The sequence below is a fragment of the Nocardiopsis moroccensis genome, assembly GCF_055763695.1.
Window position 1 is genome coordinate 3,630,639 of sequence record NZ_CP199747.1, and the last position, 24,587, is coordinate 3,655,225.

Consider the following 24,587-nt stretch of genomic DNA (forward strand, 5'->3'; position numbering starts at 1 on the left):
CGGCCTAGTCGACCAGGGAACGGATCGACCGCAGGGCCACCGACAGGGTGGCCAGGTCGAAGCGCTCGTTCTCCTGGATCTCCGAGAGGGTGATCCCGGCGCGCTCCACCGCGGTCTCGTTCTGCTCGGTCCAGCCGGCGATCAGTTCGGCGTTGGATTCCGCCGTCCCCGACTCCAGGACCCGGCCGGTCAGGTCGGCGTGCGCCGTGTACAGGTCGTCGCGCAGCGCCGAACGGGCCATCGTGCCCCAGCGGTCGTCCCGCGGCAGGTCGATGATCCGCTCACGCCACCAGCTGATGTTGAACCGGTCGGCCAGTTCGAAGTACAGGCCGGCCACCCGGCCGACCGGGTGGCCGGTGCGGTGTGCGATCTCCACCAGGTCCAGGGTGGAGTAGGCGGGCACCATGGCGGCGACCTGCCCGGCCAGGCCGGTGGGCACCCCCAGCGAGGTGTACCGGTCGCGGCGCTCCTCGAAGGCCTCCCGGTCGCGGCCGCGCAGCAGGTCCTCCAGTTGGGGCAGGACCTCGCCCACGCCCTCGGCGAAGAAACCGATCTCACTGCTCAGGTCGAACGGGAAGGTCCGCTTGCGCAGCAGCCACCGGGCGGAGCGCTCGGCGAGCTTGCGGGTCTCCAGCAGCAGCGCCAGCTGGCTGTCCACGGAGATCCGGTGGTCCAGCGCCTCGATCTCGCCCCAGAACCTGCGCAGCTGGAGGACGTCCTGGACCACCAGGTAGGCGCGGGCGATGTCCGCGGCGCTGGAGCCCAGCTCCTCGTTGAGGCGGAACGCGTAGGTGATCCCCGACCGGTTGACCATCTGGTTGGTCACCTGGTTGACGATGATCTCCTTGCGCAGCGGGTGGGACTCCACCCCCGGGGCGAAGCGGTCCGAGCGCAGCGGCGTCGGGAAGTAGTTCGTCAGGGTCGACGCCAGGTAGGGGTCGTCGGCCAGGTCGGAGAGCTCGATCTGGTCCTTGAGGCTGATCTTGGTGTAGGAGAGCAGCGTCGCGAACTCCGGTCCGGTCAACCCCTTGCCCTGGGCCCGCCGCTCGGCGATCGCCTTGTCCGAGGGCAGGTCCTCCTGCTTGCGCTTGAGGACCTTGGCGCGCTCCAGTTGGCGCATGTAGCGGCCGTGCACGTGCAGCATCTCGTGGGCCTGCTTGCGCGCGGCGGCCAGCACCGTGTTCTGGGCGTAGTTGTTGTCCAGGACCAGCGAGGCGACCTCGTCGGTCATGTCGATGAACAACTGGTCGCGGTCGTCCTTGGCGAGTTCGCCGGCCTGCACCTCGCGGTCCAGCATGATCTTGATGTTGACCTCGTGGTCGGAGGTGTCCACACCGGCGGAGTTGTCGATGAAGTCACTGTTGACCCGGCCGCCCTCCCGGGCGAACTCGATCCGGGCGGGCTGGGTCAGGCCCAGGTTGCCACCCTCCCCGACCACCTTCACGCGCAGCGCGGAGGCGTCGACGCGCACCTGGTCGTTGGCCTTGTCCCCGACGTCGGCGTCGGTCTCGTTGCCGGCCTTGACGTAGGTGCCGATACCGCCGTTCCACAGCAGGTCCACCGGCGAGGTGAGCACGTACCGGATGAGCTCGTCCGGGGTGAGCGCCGTGACGTCCTCGTCGATACCGAGGGCCTCGCGTACCTGCGGGGTGAGGGTGATCGACTTGGCGGTGCGCGGGTGCACGCCCCCGCCCTCGGAGATCAGCTCGGGGTCGTAGTCCTCCCAGGTGCTGCGCGGAAGGTGGAACAACCGCTCGCGTTCGGCCCAGGAGGTCGCGGGGTCCGGGTCCGGGTCGAGGAAGACGTGGCGGTGGTCGAAGGCGGCCACCAGCTTGATCTGCTTGGACAGCAGCATCCCGTTGCCGAACACGTCACCGGACATGTCACCGATCCCGACCACGGTGAACGGCTGTTGCTGGACGTCGACGCCCATCTCGCGGAAGTGGTACCGCACCGACTCCCAGGCACCGCGGGCGGTGATGCCCATGGCCTTGTGGTCGTAACCGACCGAGCCGCCGCTGGCGAAGGCGTCGCCCAGCCAGAAGCCGCGCTCGATGGAGATCGCGTTGGCGGTGTCCGAGAAGGTGGCGGTGCCCTTGTCGGCGGCGACCACCAGGTAGGAGTCGTCCGCGTCGTGCCGGACCGTGCGCTCGGGGTGCACGACGCGGCCGTCGACGAGGTTGTCGGTGACGTCGAGCAGGCCGCTGATGAACTGCTTGTAGCAGGAGACGACCTCGGCCGACACCTCCTCACGGCTACCGCCGACGGGCAGCCGCTTGCAGACGAACCCGCCCTTGGCGCCGCTGGGCACGATGACGGAGTTCTTCACCATCTGGGCCTTGACCAGGCCGAGGATCTCGGTACGGAAGTCCTCGAACCGGTCCGACCAGCGCAGGCCGCCGCGGGCCACGGAGCCGAAGCGCAGGTGGACGCCCTCGACGCGCGGCGAGTAGACGTACATCTCGAACCGGGGACGCGGGTTGGGCAGGTCCGGGATCTCCTGCGGGTCGAGCTTGAGCACCAGGTAGGGGTGGCGTTCGCCTCCGCCCTGGTAGTGGTTGGTGCGCAGGGTGGCCTGGATGACCGCCAGGAACGAGCGCAGGATGCGGTCGTGGTCCAGGCTGGCCACGCCCTCCAGTTCGCTCCTGATCTTGCCGGCGATCACCTCGCAGCGCTCGTCGCGGCCCTCGTCGTCCCGGTCGGGATCGAAGCGGTTCTCGAAGAGGTCCACCAGCAGGTTGGCGATCCCCACGTTGGCGACCAGGACGTCGGCCAGGTAGTCGGGGCTGAAGGTGGACCCGGTCTGCCGCAGGTACTTGGCGTAGGCGCGCAGGACGGTGAGCTGGCGCCAGTCGAGCCCGGCGCGCACGACCAGGGCGTTGAACCGGTCGGACTCGCTGAGGTCGCGCCAAGAGGCGTCGAAGGCGTCCTCGAAGAGTGCCTTGAGGCGGGCGGGCGAGAGGTCGGAGGACTCCAGCGGGCCGAGTCCGAAGTCGTAGATCCAGACCTTGTCGAGGCCCTCTACGTGCAGGTCGTAGGGGCGCTCGTCGACCACCTCGACGCCGAGGTGCTCCAGCACGGGCAGCACGCGGGACAGCGAGATGGGTTCGCCGATCCGGGCCAGGCGGAACCGCCAGGTCGAGGGGTCGGCCCCCTCGGGCTGGTAGAGGCCTGCCGAGAACTCGCCCTGGCGGGAACCCGGGGTGGTCCGCTTGAGCAGGCCCTCGACGCGGGCGATGTCCCTGGCGGCGAAGGCCGGGCTGTTGTCGACCTTGTACGCCTCGGTGAGCCCGGAGGCGTAGCGCTCCTTGAGCGTGGTGGCGCGGGTCGGGCCGAACTCGTCGATGAGGGCGTCGTCGAAGTCGGCGTCCCAGGAGCGGGCCGCCCGGCGGACCTTCTCCTCCAGGGCCACCTGGTCGATGTCGGCGAGGGTGTGCCCGGGCCGGGCGCGGGCCACCAGGTAGAGGCGGGCCAGCGGGGCGGCGCCGATCATCACGTTGTGGTCCATGGTGGCGCCCTGGAAGGCGTCGGCGAGGACCTTCTGGATCTCCAGCCGCACCCGGGTGCTGTACTCGTCGCGCGGCATGTACACGAAGCAGGAGATGTACCGGCCGCCGTAGGGGTCGCGGCGCATGAACAGCTTGGTGCCGCGGCGGTCGCGCAGGCGCAGGACGCCGCGGACGATGTTGTAGAGCTCGCCCACCGGGATCTGCAGCAGCTCCTCGCGGGGGAAGGTCTCCAGGAGCTCGATCAGGTCCTTGCCGTCGTAGCTCTCGGCCTCGAACCCGGCCAGGGAGAGGACCTCGGCCTGCTTGCGGCGCAGGATCGGGATCTGGGCGATGCTGCTGGTGTTGGCCTGGGAGGTGAACAGGCCGAGGAAGCGGCGTTCGCCGACGATGTTGCCCTGGGAGTCGAACTTCTTGACCCCGATGTAGTCCAGGTACTTGGGCCGGTAGACGGTGGCGCGGGAGTTGGCCTTGGTGAGCACCAGGACGTAGGGCTCACGGGCCTTGGCGCGGATCTCCGGGGGCAGGGCCGCGAAGCTGGTGGAGGCGGGCGAGTCCATCCGCAGGATGCCCAGGCCGGTGCCGGGCTCGGGGCGCAGCGAGTCGTCGCCGTTCTCGTCGGTGACGAGGGAGTACTCGCGGTAGCCCATGAAGGTGAAGTGACGGCCGGCCATCCAGCGCAGGAAGTCGACGCTCTCACCGATCTCACGCTGGTCGACGCCGCCCGAGACCAGGCGGTCCGGGTAGGCGGCCAGCTCGTCGGCGATCCGGATGACCCGGTCGTTCATCTTGGCGGAGTCCTCGTCCACGCAGCGGACGTCGTTGAGGACGCGCTCCAGCCTGGTGGTGATCTCCTTGACCCGGTCGGGATCGCTCTGGCGGTCGATCTCGATGTGCATCCACGACTCGTCGGTGGGCAGCAGGCCGTCACCGCCGATCTCCGGGTCGACCTCCAGGAGGCGGCCGGACAGGTCCCGGCCGACGGTCATCTGGGGGTGGATGATCAGCCGCACCCCGGTGCCCAGGTCCCGCAGGGCCATGGTGACGGAGGAGACGAGGAAGGGCGCGTTGTCGGTGACGATCTCGACGATGCTGGTCTGCTGCTCCCAGCCGTCCCGGTCGAGGTCCGGGGTGTAGACCCGGACCTTGGCCCGCCCCTGGGCGCGCTCGGCGCCGAAGGAGCGGTGGGCCTCGGCGGTCCCGCAGATCTGCTCGGGGCTGCGCCCGCTGATCTCCTCGGGATCGGTGTGCCGGTAGTAGAAGGGAAGGAAGCGACGGACCGCGTCGGCGGACTCGGGGCTCAGTCGGTCCCCGGGATTCCACCGGGAGGCCGCGTCGCTGAGCAGCTTCTGGAGGATGACGTCGGATTGCCCGGACATAGGGAACTCTCACTCCTTTGTGAGCAACGTCGCACGAACGCATGGGAGAACACCCGGTCATGTGACGTGTGTGGCTCGTCAGTTGACCCGTGAACTTCTGTGCTGAGTTGTGACTTTTCGTGAGCGCCTCGGGTCGCAGTGAACCCCTGAAGGCGGTGGTCGGCTTGGTACCTGTGCGCACAGGTCGCGTCAAACGGGGCGGTGGAACACCGTTGTCCCTGCCCCTGCGCGGCCCCCACGACGTGGGGACCGTGAACAGGCTACTGCTTTTCGCGCCCGAGGACAGGACCAACACCGTTACACGGTGGTTACCTACTGTAAGAAACGGATTGCGGAGATCACCGGGGGCTCCTGGCGGCACCGTCCCCGGCACCGGCCTCGACGCGGCTGACGAGGGTGCGCACGGAGCCGCAACCCGCCATCGGTGGCGCTCACCGCCGTTATCGGGACGTCGCCCGGTGGACGGCGGTCATCACGGCCCTGGGGTCGCTGAGGTCGGGGAGCACGATCTGCGCTCCGGCCTCCCGCAACTGGCCCTCGGTAGCCGTGCCGTTGAGCACCGCGAGCGGGGTCGCTCCGCCGATCAGGGCGGCGCGCACGTCCGGGGCCGAACCGGTGACGAACACCGTCTCCTCCTCGGCGTAGGCCCGGCCGCCCTCGCCCGTGGCGTGCAGCCGGATGGACTGGATGAGGCTGGACTTGGGGTAGTTCACCGAACCGAACCCGCCCACGGCCAGGTTGAGGTGGGTGTCCAGGCCGAAGGCCACCAGTTTGGCGGTGGCGTTGGCCCGGGTGCTTCCGCTGACCACGGTCTGGACGGTGTCCGGCATGGAGGCGACGGCGGCCAGGGACGCCGCGGCTCCCGGCATGACCCGGCCCTTGGCCAGGAGCTGCTCGTGGCGGGCGCCGAACGCCGTCTCGAGAGCGGCCAGGAAGTCGGCCAGGGTGTCGGTGTCGGGTTCGAGATCGACGTAGTTCCGGGCGCAGAACTCGAAGAACATCTCCGAGTCGGTGCGTCCCGCCGACGAGGTCAGGTAGACCAGCGGTTCACCCGTGACCTTCTCGAAGGCCTCGGCGTAGGCGGCCCGCATCACCTGCCCCACGTCGAGGAGGGTGAGGTCGATGTTCCATAGCACCAGGCGGCTGATGGCTGACTCCTCGGCGGTCGGGGTTCGGGGACGCAACCATTGTGCCGGACGGGCGATTCGGGGAGGAAACGACGTCCGAATCCGGCCAGGGGCAGGGGTCGGGACAGGGTTCCGGGCCCGAGCGGGCGGATGCGATCCCCTCTTTCACCGTGATCTTGCTACCAGGGGCGATTTCGGCGCCGAAGTTGCCCCTGGTAGCAAGATCACCGCGGTTCACCCGATCTGCGGAGGCGGTTCCCGCCCTCCGTCACATCCGGGAGTCCTCGACGAGATGGCGCAGTTCCTGGACGGCGAACCACATGAGTTCGTGCTCGTCGGCGGCGTCGGAGGAGGGGTCCGCCGCGGCCCTGGCGATGTCCTCGGCCGCGTCTGCGTCGTCCACGTGCGCGGACCTGAGCCTCTTGTAGGGCACACCGGCCCGGACGCTGACCCGGGCGACGCCGTCGGCGTGGCGGGCCTCGTGTTCGACGACGTGGTCGGGCATCTCCGCGGCGAGCACCACGCGGCGGCGGGGCGCCTCGGGGGCCTGTGCCAGGAGTCCGAGCGAGGCTTCGGCGGCCGCGTACATGGCGTCGTACCCGGCCTCCTCGAGGTCACCGCCCGGTCCGGGATCGGCGGTGAAGGCGGTGAGTTCCGCACCCTCCAGGCGGCCCGCGTCGAGCAGGGCCGCCAGAGCGGGGACGGTGCTGGGAAGGAAGACGTACATGGGAGCTCCAGGGCGTGGTCGGGTCCCTACGAGTTTCCCAAAGAACCCGTGGTGACCGGACCGGCGCCCCGCCGCGGACCGTTCCGCGATCAGACCCGCTGGCGTTCGGGTTCGCCCTCGGGGGCCAGGAAGCGGGAAAGCTTCTGGCGGGTGCTGGCCACGTCGGTGTGCAGGATGCCGGTCATCCCGAGCGACTCGGCGGTCGCCACGTTGTGCTCCAGGTCGTCGATGAACACGCAGTCCCGGGGGCTGAGTCCCATCTGTTCGCAGGTGTGCAGGTAGATGCGCTCCTCGGGCTTGCGCATACCCACCTCGCCCGAGATCACCACGGTGTCGAAGGTGTCCGAGAAGTGTTCGCGCGGGTACCCGTTGCCCCAGGAGTTGGACAGCAGCGCGGTACTGACACCGCTCCACCGCACCGAGCGGATGGTCTCGTACATGTCGTGGACCGGGTCGAAGTTCGAGAACATGCGGTGGATCAGCCCGTCCGCCACCACGGGGCCGCCGTGCGTGGAGCGCAGCAGGGCGGCGAGGTCGCGTTCGAACTCACCGGTGTCGATCTCGCCCCGCTCCAGTGCGTGCACGGGGTTGTCGGGCAGGCTTCCGTCGAAGTACGGCCGCATGACCTCGTAGTAGTGCTCGGCATCGATCCGGTCCGCCTGGAGCCAGGCCCGGATGCCGTCGAGCAGGGGCGGTGTGAGGACACCGCCCCAGTCGGAGATGACACCGCGTCGGGCGCCGTTCATCCGATCCCCTCCCTTCCTGGACGTCTTCCGCCCGGAGGGGTCCGGGCGGGGAACGGTTCTTCCCGTTCCCCGCACCGTTCAACCACGCGGTCCGGTCAGTAGCCGAGCCCGGTTCCGGCGCTCACCTCGGCCCCGGGGATGGCCACCGGCAGTGTTCCGGACGGGTCGAGCTCCCCCGCGATCGCCTTCGCCGCGGCCACCCGGGAGACCTCCACCGCCGAGTACAGGGCGAGGAAGGCGTCCACCTCGGGGAACGCCTCCAGGTCGTAGGGGCCGCCCTGGGAGACCACGACGACCGGTGTGCCCGCGGCCTCGCCCGCGGAGACCAGGCCCTGCTGCTCCTGCGACCCCCGGGCGCCGTCGGTGCCCACCACGAGCACCTCCTCACCGCTGTCCACGACCTCCAGGCCGGCGTCCGCCAGGGCCGGGGAGAGCCGGTCGGCACCCACGCCCCGCACACGCACGCGTGTGCCCTCGGCGAGCGGCAGCAGGGAGGCCTCGTTGCGGACGAGGGTGACCGAGGCGTCGGCCACCCGCTGGGCGGCCTCGGCGTGCTCGGGCTCCTCCAGTACCTGGGCGGCCCCGGCCGGATCGGCGGATCCGCCCTCGAGGATCCCGCGCCTCTCCTTGAGGGTGAGGATTCGCAGGACGGACCGGTCGATGCGCTCCTCGGTGATCCTCCCGCTCCCGACGGCCTCGCGCAGCGCGGAGACCGCCGCCGCGGGGTCCGGCGGCATGAGGAGCTGGTCCACACCGGCCTCCACCACCCGGACGGCCACCTCGCCGTCGTCGTGGCGTTGGCGCACGCCCTCCATGTTGAGGGCGTCGGTGGTGACCACCCCGTCGTAGCCGAGTTCCTCGCGCAGGATGCCGTCGATGATCGACGGGGACAGCGTGGCCGGGTCCGGGTCCTCCTCGGCGTCCAGTTGCGGCATGAGCACGTGGGCGGTCATGATCGCGTCCACCTCCGCGTCCACGGCCGCCCGGAACGGCGGGAGGTGCTCGGCCTCCCACTGGTCCCGGGGCATGTCGATGACGGGCAGCCCGGTGTGGCTGTCCACGTCGGTGTCCCCGTGGCCCGGGAAGTGCTTGACCACCGGGACCACACCGTGCTCGGCGTAGGCTCCGGCCTCGGCGAGCACCATCTCGGAGACCGATTCCGGGTCGGAGCCGAAGGACCGGATGCCGATGACCGGGTTGTCGGGGTTGGTGTTGACGTCGGCGTCGGGCGCGTAGTTCATGTTGACGCCGACGGCGGTGAGCTCCTCGGCGGTGGTGGCGGCGCGCAGGGCGGCCAGTTCGGTGTCCCCGGTGGCGCCGACCGCCATGGCGTCGGGGAACCGGGTGCCCACGGGCATCCGGGCCACCAGGCCCTGTTCCTGGTCGATACCGATCAGCAGGGGGACGCCCTGCCCCTGTTCGGCGGCCAGGTCCTGGACATCCGCCGACATCCGGGCGATCTGCTCGGCGTCGTTCAGGTTGGCGTCGAAGTAGATGAGGCCGCCGGGGCGGTGCGCCTCGATCTGGGCGGCGTTCTCGGCGGCCGTGGTGCCCTGCGCGGTGAGCACCAGGAGTTGGCCGATCTTGTCGTCCAGGTCCATGTCCGCGAGCAGTTGCGGGGCCAGGACCGGTTCGAAGGGTTCGGCCGAGGCTCCGGGGCTCCGGTCATCGCTGCCGGGCGAGGTGTCCACCTCCTCGGGTGTGGAGCAGGCTGTGCTGATCAGGGTGAGGGCCACACAGGCCGGGGCCAGGGCAGGTGGAACGGACGGTCTCATGGCGGGGCTTCATTCTCCGGCGGGTCGCTGCTTGCCGCCGGAGACTACCCGGTCGCGGGGCCGGGGAGGGCGCACCCCGCCGTGGCGCGGGCGGGTTCGGGGCCTCACTCCCAGAGGAAGAGGGCCTCTCCCGGCTCGACGGCTCCTTCCGCCTGTTCGGAGAGGGCCTCCGGCCGGGCGTCCAGGGCCACCACCGGAACGACCGAGGGTTTGCCCAGGGCCGCCACCGTCCCGGGCGACCAGCGGATCACCGGGGCGCCCGCCGCCACCTCCGCGCCCTCCCGGGCGAGGAGGACGAACCCCTCGCCGGCGAGCTGCACGGTGTCGATGCCCAGATGGACGAGGACCCCGCGCCCGCCGCCGGGGGCCATGACCACGTAGGCGTGCGGATGGAGCTTGACCAGGGTCCCGGCGATCGGGGCGACCGCCTCGTGCTGGGACTCCTGGCCGCCCTCCTGCCCTGGTTCGGGGTGGACCGCCACCCCGGGGCCGACCATGCTCTGGGAGAACACCGGGTCCGGCACTGTCTCCAGGGACATCGCCGTTCCGGTGACGGGGGAGAGTACGCGCAGCGCACCGTTCACGTCTGACATGGAGGAGATCTTCCCCAGGGACGGAACTTAACCCGCGAACCGGCCACCCGAAAGGGCCGAAGTCCTGCTTTCGGGTGCCGTTCCGCCAGGACTAGTCGAGAAGGTCCCGAATGTCGTCGGTGAGGGAGTCCGCCTCCGGGCCGACCACCACCTGGACGACGTTTCCGGAGACGAGGACGCCGTGCGCGCCCGCCGCCTTCAGGTCGTTCTCCCGGACCAGTCCGGGGTCGGCGACCTCGGTACGCAGCCGGGTGATGCAGGCCTCGATGTCCTCGATGTTGGCCGCGCCGCCCAACCCGGCGACGATCGCCGCTGCCTTGTCCGCCATGTGCCCTCCGTGCTCTACCCGGGATCGCGTGCCCCGGGGCCTGGACCGAGCTTAGGGGTGACTTCGCCCACTTGCCAGGGTGGGCGCGGTGGCCGGTCGTCACCGGGCCGGCGCGGCCCTCAGCCGGAGCGCCCGGCGTCCCCGTCGGCCGGGCGCTCCGGTCCGGTTTCGGAGGTGCCGTCCGCGGTGGTCGGGGCCGTGTGCGGGGCGGCTGTCTCGTCGGGATCCGGCTCGCGTCCCGGGGTGGGAATGTTGAACCTGGTGATGAGCAGGTAGAAGATCCCGAAGTAGACCAGGAAGTAGAACGCCCCGAACAGGAGCAGGATCCCCAACCCCTGGGTGTTGTCCTTCGTCGCGTTCAGCAGCAGGTCGATCAGCCCGGCGGAGAAGCCGAAGCCCAACTGGACGTCGAGGAGGTTCATCAGCGCCATGGAGATGCCGGTCAGCACGATGTGCACGGCGAAGAGGACCGGTGCGACGAAGATGAACGCGAACTCCACCGGTTCGGTGATACCCGTGACGAACGCGGTCAGCGCCGCGGGGATCATGATCGAGCCGATCTGCGTGCGCCTGGCCCTGGACGCGGTCAGCCACATCGCGAGCGCGGCCCCGGGAAGGCCGAACATGAGCACGGGGAAGAACCCGGACAGCATGCCGCCCGCGTCCGGGTCCCCGGCGAAGTACCGGGTGATCTCGCCGTGGGTGACCGTGCCGTCCTCGGCGGTGTGGGTGCCGGAGACGAACCAGATGAACGAGTTCACCACGTGGTGCAGACCCATGGGGAGCAGAACGCGGTTGATGACTCCGTAGAGGCCCGCGCCGAGCGCACCCGCACCGATGATGGCCTCGCCGAGGTTCTGGATCCACATGCCGACGAGCGGCCAGACCAGGCCCAGCACCACGCCCATGAGCAGGGCAGCCAGGGCCGTGACGATGGGCACGAAGCGGCGGCCGCCGAAGAAGCCCAGCCAGGTGGGCAGTTTGATCCGGTGGTAGCGCTGCCACAACAGCGCCGCCACCAGGCCCACCGCGATTCCGCCGAGCACGTCGGTGGGGTTCTTGACCGCGTGGTTGATCATCGGGGCGACGGCGTTGACCGCCTCCGGGTCGGTGAGCGGCTCCCTGGTCACCGGATCGACGGCGAGGGGGTAGCTGACCAGCCGTGAGCCGATGTCGCCGGTGGCGCCGTCGAAGGTCACCATCGTCCAGGTGGCCACCCGGTCGAACACCAGGTAGCCGACCACGGCGGCGAGGGCGGTCGAACCGTCGGCGCGCCTGGCGAAGCCGATGGCCACACCGATGGCGAACAGCAGCGGGAGGGCCTCGAAGATCGCTTCGCCCGCGGTGCCGACGGCGCCCGAGACGGGGTCCATCCAGCCCATTCCGCTGAGCCCGGCCAGACCGTCGGCGCCGAGCAGGTCGGGTTGTCCCAGGCGGAGCAGGATCGCGGCGGCGGGCAGGACCGCGATCGGCATCATGAGGCTGCGGCCGAGCCGCTGGAGTACGGCCAGCGCCGAGGAACCGCGTTTGGTTCCGCGTTCGGCGCCGCGTTGGGCGCCCGGGGAAACGGGGGTCGGGTCCGACATGGTGGGGGGTACCTCCCTTTCGAACGCGCGCCCTGCGGGCGCGGTGCGTCAGTCGCCGTGCTGCCTCGGGTCGAGGCGGGAGTGCAGCTGGTAGCGGTCGGCACGGTAGGTGGACAGCGCGAGTTCGACGCACTGTCCCTTGGCGAAGCTTCGGCGCTGCATGATCAGCACCGGGCTTCCGGCGGGCAGGCCGAGGAGGCGGGAGTCGGCCGAGTCGCAGATCCCGGCCTCGATGGTCTGTTCTCCGGAATCCAACAGGATGTCGAACTCGTTTTCCAGGACCTCGTAGAGGGATCGTTCGGCGAGGTCGTAGTCCTCAAGCCCCGGGACCATGTCCGCGGGGATGTTGGAACGCTCCACCGCCATGGGTTCGTCGTCTGCGGTACGCATGCGTTCGATGTGGTGGACGAGGGTTCCCGGGGCGATGTCGAGCATGCGGGCGGTGTGGCCGCTGGCCGGGATGACCTGACGGATCAGCTCGCGGGCGCCGGGTTCGTAGCCGCGGGCCCGCATGTCCTCGCTGAAGGACGCCAGGACGAGGGACATCTCGATCTTGGGCCGGGCGACGAAGGTGCCCTTGCCCGGAACCCGGTAGAGGCGCCCCTCCGCCACCAGCAGGTCGATGGTCTGGCGCACGGTCATCCGGGAGAGGCCGTAGGTGGTGCTGAGCTCGCGCTCGGAGGGCACCATGTCGTCCACGCCCAGCCCGGCCGCGGTGATCCAGTCCAGGAGCAGGTCACGGAGTTGGACGTACTTGGGCAGCGGGTTGCTGGCGTCGATCGGCATGGGGCGGGCGGCCTTCTCGGTCGGCGGTCGGGTTGGCGTTAGACCCTAGGGCATATCCACCGAACACGCCCTGGCGCGGGGCCTGCTCCGGCACCTGACTCGTACCGGCGCATACCGGATATCAACTGGTATAGTCCGGACTAGACCATAGCGCGACCCGCGTGTCAATCCACCTTGTGGCACGCGGAGCGAACCAGCATCGTGACTGGCCGTAGGCGTTGCCCCGGCCTGTCCACGAGTGACCAGCGCGGCCCCCGGCGCATGTCCAGGCCCGCCCGTCCACCCCGGAGGGTTCTCCATGACCAGCACGACGAGCCTGATGAGCTCCGAGATCGCCGAACAGCCCGAGGCGCTGCGCCGCACCTTCGCCGACCTGCTGCCCCTGCGCCCCGAGATCGAGGCGCTCGGCCGCAGTACCAAGCACGTCCTGTTCATCGCCCGCGGCTCCTCCGACAACGCCGCGGTCTACGGCAGTTACCTCCTGCAGGCACACACCGGCCGTCTGGCCACCCTGGGCTCCCCCTCCATCGCGACCGCCTACGGCGCCAGGATCGACCTCTCGGACGTCCTCGCCGTGGCCATCTCCCAGTCCGGCAAGACGGAGGAGATCGTCGAGACCATGCGCTGGGCCGCCGACTGCGGGGCCCGGACCGTCGGCGTCACCAACGGCGCGGACTCCCCGCTAGCGGCCGAGGCCGACGTCGCCCTGGTCACCCGGGCCGGGAACGAGGTCGCGGTCCCGGCCACCAAGACCTACAACACCCAGCTGGCCGCCCTCGCGGTCCTCGCCCTGGGCCTGGGCGCGGACCTCGACGCCGGTGAACTGGACCTGGTGCCGGAGGGCATCGAGCAGACCCTCGCTGCGCCCACGGACGCCCTGGAGGAGATCGTCGAGCGGATGGTGGCCGTCCAGGGGGCGGTGATCTCCGGACGCGGCATGGCCTTCTCCACGGCGTTGGAGGCGGCCCTGAAGCTCAAGGAGGCCTGCTACCTGCACGCGATGGGCCTGTCCTACGCCGACCTGCTGCACGGCCCGATCGCGGTCGTGGACCCGCGCACCCCGGCACTGCTGGTGGCCGCGCCCGACGGCCCCACCCTGCAGGGCACGGTCGCCCTCGCGGAGCGGGCCCGGTCCGCCGGCGCACCGGTGTTCGGCTTCGGCGGCGGCGCGGCCCTGGCCGCGGCGAGCGATCTGTCCGTGCCGGTACCGGACGTGCCCGAGTGGGTGTCCCCGATGAACCTCATCGTTCCCGCCCAGCTGCTCACCGAGCACCTCGCCCGCCGTCTGGGCTACGACCCCGACGTCCCGCGCGGCCTCAACAAGGTCACCCAGACCTCCTGAGCCCGACCCACGGCCCGAGGCCCCGGCGCCCGGCACAGTACGGCCGGGGCCCGTATCTCCAACAGAACAGCGCGTGGGCGCGACCCCCAGGGGGTCGCGCCCACGCGCGTGTCCGTGGCTTCCTCAGCGGCTACTTGGCCGTGGGGTCACCGTGGCACTTCTTGTACTTCTTGCCCGAACCGCAGGGGCAGGGCGAGTTGCGAGCGGTGCCCGCGTACTCGTGGTCCACCGTCTCGCTGTGCCGCTCGACGCCGCCGTCCTCGCTGGGCGCGGAGTACTGGAGGCGGTCCGGCTGGCCCTCACCGAAACCGGGGACCACCACGTCCTCGGCGGGCTCGGACTCCTCGGCGGGAGCGTCGGCCCCGACTGCCTCCTCGTCCTCCTCCACCGCGGTGGCGACGGCGGCCGCGCCGGTGGAGCCGCCGCCCACGGCCGCGGCGGTCTGCGCGGCGGCGGAGGCGGTGATGGTCGGCTCCTCCTTCTTGCGGACCTGGACCTCGACGTTGAAGAGGTAGCCGACCGACTCCTCCTTGATCGCCTCCAGCATCTGCTGGAACATGTCGAAGCCCTCGCGCTGGAACTCGATCAGCGGGTTGCGCTGGGCCATCGCACGGAGGCCGATGCCCTCCTGGAGGTAGTCCATCTCGTAGAGGTGCTCACGCCACTTGCGGTCCATCACCTGCAGGATGACCCGGCGCTCGACCTCACGCATGGCCTCCTCGCCCAGCTCGGCCTCACGGGCGTCGTAGGCGGCGCCGGCGTCCTCGATCACCTGGGTGGCGATGAGGTCACCGGTCAGGGTGTGCAGGTCGCCGTTCTGCTCGATGAACTCGTCGACGGTGAAGCTGATCGGGTAGACCTGCTTGAACGCCCGCCACAGCTTGTCGAGGTCCCAGTCCTCCGGGTCGCCCTGGGCGGTCTCCTCCACGACGTAGCCGCGGAGCACCTCCTGGAGCATTTCCACGACCTGGTCGCGCAGGTCCTGGCCTTCGAGCACCTTGCGGCGCTCGGCGTAGATGACCTTGCGCTGGCGGTTGAGGACCTCGTCGTACTTGAGGACGTTCTTGCGGATCTCGAAGTTCTGCGTCTCGACCTGGCCCTGGGCGGAGGCGATCGCCTTGCTCACCATGCCGGACTCGATCGGCTGGTCGTCCGGGATGTTCAGCTGGTTCATGAACGCCTCCAGACGACTGGAGTTGAACAGACGCAGCAGGTCGTCCTGGAGGGAGAGGTAGAAGCGGGAGATACCCGGGTCGCCCTGACGGCCGGAGCGGCCGCGGAGCTGGTTGTCGATCCGGCGAGACTCGTGGCGCTCGGTGCCGAGCACGTACAGACCGCCGGCCTCGACGACCTTCTCGTGCTCCGCCTCGAACTCGGCCTTGGCCTTCTCCAACGCCTCCGGCCAGGCGGCCTCGTACTCCTCCGGGGTCTCCAGCGGGCTCAGGCCACGGCTCTGGAGCTCCTCGTCGGCGAGGAAGTCGGGGTTGCCGCCCAGCATGATGTCGGTACCGCGGCCGGCCATGTTGGTGGCCACGGTGACCCCGCCGAGCTTGCCCGCACGCGCGATGATCGAGGCCTCACGGGCGTGGTTCTTCGCGTTGAGGACCTCGTGCGGGACGCCCTCGCGCTTGAGCATCCGGGAGAGGAGTTCGGACTTCTCGACGCTGGTCGTACCGACCAGGACCGGCTGTCCCTCCTGGTGGCGCTCGGCGATGTCCTCGGCCACGGCCTGGAACTTCGCGTCCTCGTGCTTGTAGACGACGTCCTTGACGTCCTCACGGATCATCGGCTTGTTGGTCGGGATGGGGACGACGCCGACACCGTAGGTCTGGGTGAACTCCGCCGCCTCGGTCTGGGCGGTACCGGTCATACCGGCGAGCTTCTCGTAGAGGCGGAAGTAGTTCTGGAGCGTGACCTTGGCGAGAGTCTGGTTCTCGTCCTTGATCTTGACGCGCTCCTTGGCCTCGATGGCCTGGTGCATGCCCTCGTTGTAGCGGCGGCCGGCCAGGACGCGCCCGGTGAACTCGTCGACGATGAGGACCTCACCGTCCTTGACGATGTACTCCTTGTCCTTGCGGTACAGCTCCTTGGCCTTGAGGGAGTTGTTGAGGAAGCTGATCAGCGGGGTGTTGACCGCCTCGTAGAGGTTGTCGATCCCGAGCCAGTCCTCGACCTTGGCCACACCGGACTCGGTGATACCGACGGTGCGCTTCTTCTCGTCGACGTCGTAGTCGACGTCCCTCTTCAGGCGGGGCGCGATCTTCGCGAACTCGGAGTACCAGCGCGAGTTCTGCTCGGAGGGGCCGCTGATGATCAGCGGGGTACGTGCCTCGTCGATGAGGATGGAGTCGACCTCGTCGACCAGGGCGAAGAAGTGCTCGCGCTGGACCGTGTCCTTGAGCGAGAGCGCCATGTTGTCGCGCAGGTAGTCGAACCCGAACTCGTTGTTCGTGCCGTAGGTGATGTCGGCCTGGTAGGCCTTGCGACGGGCCTCCGCGGTCATCTGGGGGCCGACCACGCCGACCCCGAGCCCGAGGAAGTGGAAGATGCGGCCCAGGTTCTGGGCGTCGCGCCGAGCGAGGTAGTCGTTGGTCGTGATGACGTGCGCGCCCTTGCCCGCGAGGGCGTTCAGGTACACCGCGAGGCTTCCGGTCAGGGTCTTGCCCTCACCGGTCTTCATCTCGGCGATGTTGCCCAGGTGCAGAGCCGCCGCGCCCATGATCTGGACGTCGAAGGGGCGCTGTCCCAGGGTGCGCTTGGCCGCCTCGCGGACGGTGGCGAAGGCCTCGGGGAGGAGGTCGTCCAGGGACTCCCCGTCCTCGTAGCGCTCCTTGTACTCCCGGGTGAGGTCGCGCAGTTCCTCGTCGGTGAGGTCGACGTAGTCGTCCTCAAGCGCGTTGACCTGGTCCTTCAGCTTGTTGAGCCGGCGCAGGATCTTTCCTTCACCCGCGCGCAGGAGCTTGTCGAGTATGCCTGGCACTTCCTATGCGCTCCTCGCAGATCGCGGTTGGCTCCACCGTGGGCGGAGAGTCAGATCTAGGCCCGCTGACCGCTTTTCGCGGCCACGGAGATCAGGGGGACCCCTGGTCCTCGGGCCTACATCCTAGAGGACCCGGAACCGCTTCCCGTCCTCTCAGCAAACGAGCGGAACGGGTATGGATGTTCCCGCCTTTTTCATGATGTTTGTGCAGACTCGCGCATTTCTTCGGGTAGTGCAATGGGTGCAGGGGCGGTTCCGAACGGTTGTGCGCGCAATCGTGTGACCGCGGCTCCGCCGACGCGAACGTGCTCCCGGGAGGGATCACCATGCGAGCGAACAGAGGCACCGAACGAGCCGGGAGGGGCGGACGAACGTTCTCTCCGAGAACACCGGCCGAGGTGATCGAGACGGCCGTGGAGGGGGCCCGGCGGACGTCCGTCCGTCCCGCTGCGGCGTACGACCCGGCTCTGGCGTGGGAGCAGTACCACCCGACGGCCGACGAGGAACGTGAGAAGGGGCGTATCCGGGGGTTCCAACGTCAGGGCGGCACCCTGGCCCCGAGCAACGGTCACCGGGGGAGCCCGGCCTCCTGGGTCTGCGTCGCCCTCGCCGTGGCCGGCTTCTCCCTCGGCGGACTGGGGATCGCCCTGGGCGGCGCCCCACTGCTGCTGATCCTGGGCGGGGTCCTGCTGGTCGCGGCGCTCGCGGTGGCGGTGTTCTGCGACATCCTCGGCGACGTGGTGCTCGACCCGCCGCGCTACGAATCCGAGGAACCGCACCAGACCCCGCTGCACCGCATCAAGCGGGGCCGGAAGGCGTGACGCACGACCGCGGCGGGCCGTTCGGGCCCGCCGCGATGCGTGTTCGGCTCGGTTCTCCACCTCCCGTGCGGAGGAGTTCGGAGACGGGGTTCCTAGTCCACAAGCCTCAGTACGCCGTAGTTGAAGCCCTTACGGCGGTAGACGACGCTCGGGGCGTCCTTGACCTCGTCGTGGAAGAGGTAGAAGTCGTGGCCGACGAGTTCCATCTCCATCAGCGCCTGGTCGATGCTCATCGGCTTGGCCCGGTGGTACTTCTCCCGCACGATCACGGGAGTCTCCCCCTGGGTGTCGAGTTCGACGAACTCGTCGGAGAAGCGGCCGTCGAGCTCGACGCCGTTGATCTCCTCGTCCCCGCTGCGCTGGGCCGGGGGTGCCTCGGCTGTTGTCGGGGTGGATGAGGGCAGGTCTCCGGGGAGATCGGCGGTCGCGGCCGCCACGGAGACGGGAGTGTGGTTTCCTCGGTGGACCTTGCGGCGGTCCGCGGACTTGCGGAGGCGGGCCTCGATCTTGTCGACCGCGAGGTCGAGCGCACCGTGGCGGTCCGCGGACGCGGCTTCGCTCCTGATGACAGGGCCATCGGAGTGGATGGTCAGTTCAACCCGCTCGCGGACGTCGGCGAGCTTGGGGTTGCGCTCCTGGGACACCTCCACATCGACGCTCATGCCCTTGCGCTCCCACTTGGAGAGCCTGTCGAGCTTGTTCTCGACGTGCTGTCGGAACTTGTCACTCACACTGGTGCGTCGACCTTTGACGATGATGTCCATAGGACCCCCTTCATCGCGTGACCGCCGTGAAGGCGACGGCCAGGCTGGCTCTGCTCCCCTCCCTCGCCGGGGAAGGTGTGACGCGCTAGCCCCCTTCCGTCTGTGAACCGGTCGGATCCGGGTCACGACTCGGTTGGAAGTGCGTATACCCATCAGAGGCAGGGTCATCACGCTCCCCACGGGCACGATTGATCACGACCTCTGAACTGGCGAAAAGGACCTTCGGCCCATTCGGTACCGAACACCCGGCGGGCAGGAGGGCTGGGAAACGGGCCGGGTCGGTGTGAAGGGGACGGGAGGGGGCCCGCGGTCCCGGAGCATGCGCTCCGGGACCGGCGAACCCCCGCGCGTCGGTATGCCACCCGTCCGGCCGACCTGGTCTTCGTCCCCACATCCGCCTGCTGAGAGTGTCGCCGCTCTTATCCGCGACTACTGCTCTTCTCCCTGTCATGAGGGACATCGGGACCCTCCGCGGGGCAGGACTTACCTCTAAGGCGCACCGTGATCGGTCGACGAAAAGTCGCCTTACGTGGGCCGTTTCGCCTGCGCCTGGCATCGGCTTGCCGGAGTCGCTCCCCGGTGTTCCCGGGAGCTTCAAAAATCCGGCGCAACCACGGACCCGGACGGGTGCCATACCTGGACCGTAACCTGTCCCGGCGCGGATGTCAGGTAGCGGACGGGCGCCCAACTGACCGAGAAGCGTCGCAAACCCTTGTGAACATGCACCTTTCGCCTGTTCAGGGGGGTTCGTAAAACCTTCGTTCCGACCTCGCTCCCGTGACCGGAGACAGACGGTTCCGGGACCCGGACCGTTCGGCCAGCACCAGGGCGCCCACCACCGCGGCCCCTTCCTCGCGCAGCGCACGGGTCGCCTCAGCGACCGTGGCACCGGTGGTGAGCACGTCGTCCACGACGACCACCCTGCGACCGCGCAGGCCCCGCCGGACCTCCCCCGAGCCGCCACGACCGCCCCCGCCCGCGGCAGGGGGCCACCGGCCGACGGTGAAGGCCCCCTCCCTGTTGGCCAGTCGCTCCGCGCGCCCCAACCCGACCTGTCGGCGCGTCCTGCGTCGGTAGCTCAGCAGCGGCACCACCCCGCCCGTCGACGCGACGCCCGCCCGGTGCGCACAGGACAGCGCCAGACGGGTGACCGGGCTGTGCCGGGACGAGGATCCCCCGCGACCCGGGACCGGTACCAGCAGCGTGTCCGGCCCCGCCCAACCCGAGGCGTGGTAGGCGGCGGCCAACCGCTCCCCCAGGTGATCCGCCAGGTGTCCGTCCCCGCGTTCCTTGTAGGCGAGCAGGACCCTGCGGTGGTGCCCGGCGTAGGGCCCGGCGGCCCAGGCCGGCGGGCAGCGCTCACGTGGGGCGCACGGGTGCGGTCTGCGCTCCAGAACCGTCCGGCAGCGGGCGCACAGCGGCCCCTCCGGGCTCGCGCATCCCGCGCAGGCGTGCGGCAGCAGCAGTTCGAGGAGGGCCTCGAGCAGGCCGGCCAGGAGACGTCGCACCAGGGAGAGGACACCGTCCGGCCGCCGGCGGAGAGCACCGGTCCGTTGGTCCATGGTTCCAGGATCGACCGCCACGGCCGTCCCCGCCAGTGCCGCCGCCCCGCCTGTGGAAAACCCGACGCGCCCTCCCCGCAGCGGCGGGGAGGGCGCGTGGGGGGCGCGTCGGGCCCGGGGTCAGCCCGGGTAGGTGGGCGAGCTGCCCTCCACCACGACCTGCCAGTTCAGGGGGTCGTTGGACGCCCAGACGTTGCCGTCGTCGGAACCGGCGAGCAGGGGCTGCCCGGGGGCTCCGGTGATGGTGACCGTACCCGCGCCCGGAGCTCCGGCGCTGGCTGCGGGCGTACCCCCGTCCAGGGCGACGAACAGCGCCTGCTGGGTGCCGCCGTCACGGCTGCCCAGGACGACCAGTTGGTCGCTCGAACGCCAGGCGATACCGGTGACGTCGTCCAGTTCCTGCTGCGCCAGGGGGATGAAGCCGCCCACCGAGACCTGGCCGTCCTCACCCTCCACGACCCGGCCGACCTGGAGCGCGCGTTCCCCGTCCCGTTCGGTGACCACGGCGGCCCGGGAGCCGTCCCGGGAGATCTTGAAGTGCACCAGGGTGTGCCCCCGTAGCCCCGTCACCTGGGCCTCGACCACCTCGTCCCCGTCGCGCAGCATCCACAGCGCGGTGTCCTCCGGGGCGGGCGGGCGCGTATCCCCGGCGCCTTCGGGCTGGACGGCGTCCGGCTCCGGGGCTCCCTCGTCCTCCGAGTCCTCCTCCGGGTCCGGGCCCTCGATCTCCTCGACCACCCAGAGGTTGCCGTTCACGTCCCAGGACAGCTCGGTGAACACCCCGTCGGCGAGGACCTCCCTGGTCTCCGCTCCGGGGCTGGTGAAACTGGTGACGACCTCCCCGCCGCCCAGCGTGACACCGGCGACGGTGCTCTCGTCGAGCGAGACCGCGAACCGGTCCAGCTGGACGTCTCCGGCACCGAGGGGGCCCGGGACCCGTTCGGCGTCCTCGAAGGTGTCCGGCTCCCAGTCGGAGGCGGACCACAGCTGGCCCTCGTGCGTGAAGTAGGCGTGCACGTCCGGGGACATGGCGCCGGGGCTCACCCGGTCCCAGAAGTCGCTGCCCGGGCGCGGCCGGTCGGAGCTCTCCCCGTCCGCCTGGGGGAAACCGACCTCCTCGCCGTTGATCCGGAGGGTGAACTCCTGGATCTCGGGAAGCTGCCGCAGCGTCCAGGCGATCTGCGCGCCCATGCTGTACTCGTCCGCCTCGGTCGGGCCCTTGACACTGATCATGACCCGTTCGGAGTCGACCTCGACCTTGGGCACGAGCCCGTCGGGGAAGGAGGACGTCACCGCCGGGTCCAACCAGTCGGTGGGCCCCAGGGCGAGTTTGCGCAGGAGGCGGTCGGCGAGCTGGTCGGTACTCACCGGCAAGTAGACCGGGTCCGGGACCAGGGCCGTCCCGTCCGGGTTGAAGTAGTAGAGGTTGAACGGGCGGTAGGTGCGCTCGACGTCCAACTGGCTGAGGATGATCTCCTCGGGCAGGTCCTGGATCCGCCACTCGCCTTCGGGGTCGCCCCCCTCGCGGGCCAGGGTGAAGGTCTCCTCGAGCACGGTCCCGGTATCGGCCGGGACGTACTTGCCGCTCTCGTCGATGCTGGCGACCTCGTTGCTGAGCAGCCGCACCGTGGCGGTGAGGCCGTCGGCGGAGACCTCGGACTCGAGGTTCACCGCGTCCAGGTCGGCGAAGACCTGGACGGAGCCGTCCGGGGACCAGTCCTCGCTCATCTCGGGGAGCATGTAACTGCGGGCGGCCTTGTGGTCGTCCTCGAAGCTGCCCATGTCCTGGAGAAAACCGTTGATCAGGCCCTCGGGCTCCACCCCGGGCTGGGGTCCGGCGGGCAGGAGCCGTACGTAGCTGCCGTAGGGGTCACCCGAGGTGTCCCCGCCCTCACCGGGAACGACGGGACCGGTCATGGGAACGCTCGCGCAGGCCCCCAGAGACACGCAGGCGAGCACGCCCGCGGCCATGGTGCTCGTTGCCCGCTTCCATCGTCCTGGGCTCACCACGTCGCTCACAGGGCCTCCTCCTCGTCGGCTCCGGGCCGTTCCCTCTCCGGGCTCCGGGTCTCCGGCGCACCGTTCCCGTCGTCCTTGTCGCCGAGAGACGTGAAGTTGCGCCCCAGGGCGATCTCCGGAGGAACCAGCGGCAAGGGGGACCCCCGCAGCTCGGCCCCGGAGCGCCGAGGCAGGGACAGCCGGAACTGCGATCCCTGACCGGGCATCCCCCAGGCCTGGAGCCAGCCCCCGTGCAGGGTGGCGTCCTCCTTGGCGATGGACAGGCCCAGGCCGGTGCCGCCGGTGGTGCGCACCCGGGAGTAGTCGGCCCGCCAGAAGCGGTCGAAGCACAGGTGCTCCTCCCCCTCCTTGAGCCCCACACCGTAGTCGCGCACCGCCACGGCGATCGCGTCGCGGTCGCCGGCCGCCGCGACCACCACGTCGCGCCCCTCGCTGTGTTCGATGGCGTTCACCACCAGGTTGCGCAGGATGCGGTTGATCCGTCGGGTGTCGAACTCGGCTACGCAGGGCTCCGCGGGCAGGCGCAGGATGACCTTGATACCGCGCCGCTCCGCGATCTGTTCGGCGTCGCCGACAGCCTTCATCACCGAGTCCCGGATGTCCGTGGACTCGGTGCCCAGGGTGGCGGCCCCCGCGTCGTGGCGGCTGATCTCCAACAGGTCGGACAGGAGCTCCTCGAAGCGTTCGACCTGGCTCTGGAGCAGTTCGACGGAGCGCCGGTGCGAGGTGTCGAGCTCCTCGCGGTCGTCGAAGAGCAGGTCCCCGGCCATCCGGATGGTGGTGAGCGGGGTGCGGAGCTCGTGCGAGACGTCGGAGACGAACTGGCGCTGGAGCTTGGACAGCTCCTCCAGTTCCTGGATCTTCTCCTGCAGGTTGCCCGCCATGTCGTTGAAGGACATGGCGAGCCGGGCGAGGTCGTCCTCGCCGTGCACGGTCATGCGCTCGGTGAGATCGCCCGAGGCCAGGCGTTCGGCCGACTGTGCGGCGGAACGCACGGGGGTGACCACCAGGCGGGTGATCACGAACGCGATGAGCCCGAGCAGGATGACCAGCAGGATCGCGACCAGGGCGACCGTGCCCTGGACCAGGTCCAGGATCTCCTGCTCGTGCTGGAGCGGGAAGATGTAGTAGAGCTCGTAGGCGTGGGTGAGCTGGGCGCCCACGACCAGGGCCGGCTCGACCGAACCGTCGTCCATGTCGATGCGCGTGTACGTGTGGTACTGCTGATCGAGCACCTCGGACTGGCGGACCTGCTCCACGAGCCTGGGCGGAACGTCGCCCTCACCGGTGGCCCAGCCGAGTTCGTCGCTCACCGACGGCAGGATGAACACGCTGTAGAGCCCGGTGTCACCGCTGCGGCTGGTCAGCTCGCTCGCGATGTTGTTCAAAAGCCTGTTGCGGTCGCCGATCTCGTTCTTACGCAGTTCGAGGAGCGCGTAGTTGAGACCGGCGCGGTGGTCGTTGACCGCGGCCTCGGTCTTGGCCTCCAACAGGCCCCCGCGCACCTCGGAGATCAGCACGTATCCCAGCCCGGCCATCACCAGCAGGGACAGGACCAGGGTCGTGCTGATGACCCGCAGGTGCAGCGAGCGGCGCCAGTTGGTGTGCACCACGCGTACCAGGGCCCGGGCCGCCCGTTGGGCGAGCAGGTAGGCGCGGGTCAGACCGGTGTTGTTGTCCCGCCAGCCGCCCCCGGTCTCGGGCAGGCCGACGGGAGGGGCGGACCGCTCCCCCTCGGACTCGGTCCTGCGCCCCTCCTCGGGTTCGGACGCGGTCATGTGGATCCCGACCAGGTCAGGCGGTACCGGCCTTGTAGCCGACACCGCGGACGGTCACGACGACCTCGGGGTGCTCCGGGTCCTTCTCGATCTTGGCGCGCAGGCGCTGCACGTGCACGTTGACCAGGCGCGTGTCAGCGGCGTGGCGGTAGCCCCAGACCTGCTCCAGCAGGACCTCACGGGTGAAGACCTGGCGCGGCTTGCGGGCCAGGGCGACCAGGAGGTCGAACTCCAACGGGGTGAGGCTGATCTGTTCGCCGTCGCGGCGCACCGCGTGTCCGGCGACGTCGATGGTGATGTCGCCGATCTGGAGGACCTCGGGCGCGGGCTCCTCGGTACGGCGCAGCCGTACGCGCACGCGGGCCACGAGCTCCTTGGGCTTGAAGGGCTTGACGATGTAGTCGTCGGCCCCCGACTCCAGACCGAGGACGACGTCGACGGTGTCGCTCTTGGCGGTGAGCATGACGATGGGAACCCCGGACTCGGCGCGGATCTGACGGCACACGTCGATCCCGTCGGCCCCGGGCAGCATCAGGTCGAGGAGGACCAGGTCGGGTTTGGTCTCGTGGAAGGCCTCCAGAGCCTTGTCCCCGTCGTGGACGAACGAGGGCTCGAACCCTTCACCCCGCAGCACGATGCCCAGCATCTCGGCGAGGGCGAGGTCGTCATCGACAACCAGTACACGTCCCTTCATCGGTGTGTCCGGCACCGGGTTGTCCACCGCCTCGGGGGCGGGGATCCGCGGCGCCTACTCCTCTCTCCTGGAAC

The 24,587-nt window shown here is 69.8% G+C and carries 17 protein-coding genes; 2 read left to right on the top strand and 15 right to left on the bottom strand.

All coding sequences use genetic code 11. The features are described from left to right. Positions 1-4: 4 nt before the first annotated feature. From ACUKCB_RS16125 to ACUKCB_RS16165, 9 genes are all read right to left on the bottom strand, one after another. On the bottom strand, positions 5-4,885 hold the full coding sequence (locus ACUKCB_RS16125) for an NAD-glutamate dehydrogenase (RefSeq protein ID WP_473036434.1): 4,881 nt from the start codon (positions 4,883-4,885) through the stop codon (positions 5-7). Positions 4,886-5,325: 440 nt separating this feature from the next. Next, the gene (locus ACUKCB_RS16130; RefSeq protein WP_452546534.1) at positions 5,326-6,021 is read right to left on the bottom strand and encodes an HAD family hydrolase; all 696 of its coding nucleotides are present in this window, start codon (positions 6,019-6,021) and stop codon (positions 5,326-5,328) included. Between the two features lie 259 nt (positions 6,022-6,280). Continuing rightward, the gene (locus ACUKCB_RS16135; protein WP_473036435.1) at positions 6,281-6,739 is read right to left on the bottom strand and encodes a DUF6912 family protein; all 459 of its coding nucleotides are present in this window, start codon (positions 6,737-6,739) and stop codon (positions 6,281-6,283) included. Between the two features lie 89 nt (positions 6,740-6,828). Then, a complete protein-coding gene (locus tag ACUKCB_RS16140; protein WP_473036436.1) occupies positions 6,829-7,485 on the bottom strand; it encodes an HAD family hydrolase in 657 nt (218 codons plus the stop codon). Between the two features lie 95 nt (positions 7,486-7,580). Beyond that, positions 7,581-9,260, bottom strand: coding sequence for a glycoside hydrolase family 3 protein (locus ACUKCB_RS16145; protein ID WP_473036437.1), 1,680 nt, complete (start codon positions 9,258-9,260; stop codon positions 7,581-7,583). 104 nt (positions 9,261-9,364) lie between these two features. After that, entirely contained in the window at positions 9,365-9,853 is a 489-nt protein-coding gene (locus ACUKCB_RS16150; protein WP_473036438.1) for a PTS sugar transporter subunit IIA, read from the bottom strand. 91 nt (positions 9,854-9,944) lie between these two features. Further along, positions 9,945-10,181, bottom strand: a complete 237-nt coding sequence (locus ACUKCB_RS16155) for a PTS sugar transporter subunit IIB (RefSeq protein ID WP_191268340.1) — start codon at positions 10,179-10,181, stop codon at positions 9,945-9,947. Positions 10,182-10,300: 119 nt separating this feature from the next. Continuing rightward, a complete protein-coding gene (locus ACUKCB_RS16160; RefSeq protein WP_473036439.1) occupies positions 10,301-11,767 on the bottom strand; it encodes a PTS transporter subunit EIIC in 1,467 nt (488 codons plus the stop codon). 48 nt (positions 11,768-11,815) lie between these two features. Beyond that, positions 11,816-12,553: a GntR family transcriptional regulator gene (locus ACUKCB_RS16165; RefSeq protein ID WP_191268342.1), complete on the bottom strand. Its 738-nt coding sequence runs from the start codon at positions 12,551-12,553 to the stop codon at positions 11,816-11,818. A gap of 298 nt (positions 12,554-12,851) precedes the next feature. Between ACUKCB_RS16165 and ACUKCB_RS16170 the strand changes: the two genes are divergently transcribed. Next, positions 12,852-13,895: an SIS domain-containing protein gene (locus tag ACUKCB_RS16170; RefSeq protein WP_473036440.1), complete on the top strand. Its 1,044-nt coding sequence runs from the start codon at positions 12,852-12,854 to the stop codon at positions 13,893-13,895. Between the two features lie 130 nt (positions 13,896-14,025). Here ACUKCB_RS16170 and secA read toward each other — a convergent pair whose 3' ends face one another. Continuing rightward, positions 14,026-16,875 carry a preprotein translocase subunit SecA gene (gene secA, locus ACUKCB_RS16175; RefSeq protein WP_473036441.1) on the bottom strand — a complete coding sequence of 950 codons (2,850 nt, stop codon included), beginning with the start codon at positions 16,873-16,875 and terminating at the stop codon, positions 14,026-14,028. Positions 16,876-17,201: 326 nt separating this feature from the next. On the opposite strand from secA, the gene ACUKCB_RS16180 reads away from it, so the two are divergent. Then, positions 17,202-17,696, top strand: a complete 495-nt coding sequence (locus ACUKCB_RS16180) for a hypothetical protein (RefSeq protein WP_473036442.1) — start codon at positions 17,202-17,204, stop codon at positions 17,694-17,696. Between the two features lie 92 nt (positions 17,697-17,788). Here the strand turns inward: ACUKCB_RS16180 and hpf are convergent, their stop codons facing one another. The 5 genes from hpf to mtrA all read right to left on the bottom strand — a co-directional run bounded on the left by hpf (position 17,789) and on the right by mtrA (position 24,513). Further along, positions 17,789-18,460, bottom strand: a complete 672-nt coding sequence (gene hpf, locus ACUKCB_RS16185) for a ribosome hibernation-promoting factor, HPF/YfiA family (protein WP_473036443.1) — start codon at positions 18,458-18,460, stop codon at positions 17,789-17,791. Between the two features lie 737 nt (positions 18,461-19,197). Continuing rightward, on the bottom strand, positions 19,198-20,022 hold the full coding sequence (locus tag ACUKCB_RS16190; RefSeq protein WP_473036444.1) for a ComF family protein: 825 nt from the start codon (positions 20,020-20,022) through the stop codon (positions 19,198-19,200). A gap of 120 nt (positions 20,023-20,142) precedes the next feature. Then, positions 20,143-21,993, bottom strand: coding sequence for an LpqB family beta-propeller domain-containing protein (locus tag ACUKCB_RS16195; protein WP_473041029.1), 1,851 nt, complete (start codon positions 21,991-21,993; stop codon positions 20,143-20,145). Between the two features lie 44 nt (positions 21,994-22,037). Next, positions 22,038-23,819, bottom strand: coding sequence for an MtrAB system histidine kinase MtrB (gene mtrB, locus ACUKCB_RS16200; RefSeq protein ID WP_473036445.1), 1,782 nt, complete (start codon positions 23,817-23,819; stop codon positions 22,038-22,040). Positions 23,820-23,835: 16 nt separating this feature from the next. Further along, on the bottom strand, positions 23,836-24,513 hold the full coding sequence (gene mtrA / locus ACUKCB_RS16205; protein ID WP_191268349.1) for an MtrAB system response regulator MtrA: 678 nt from the start codon (positions 24,511-24,513) through the stop codon (positions 23,836-23,838). Positions 24,514-24,587 lie beyond the last annotated feature (74 nt).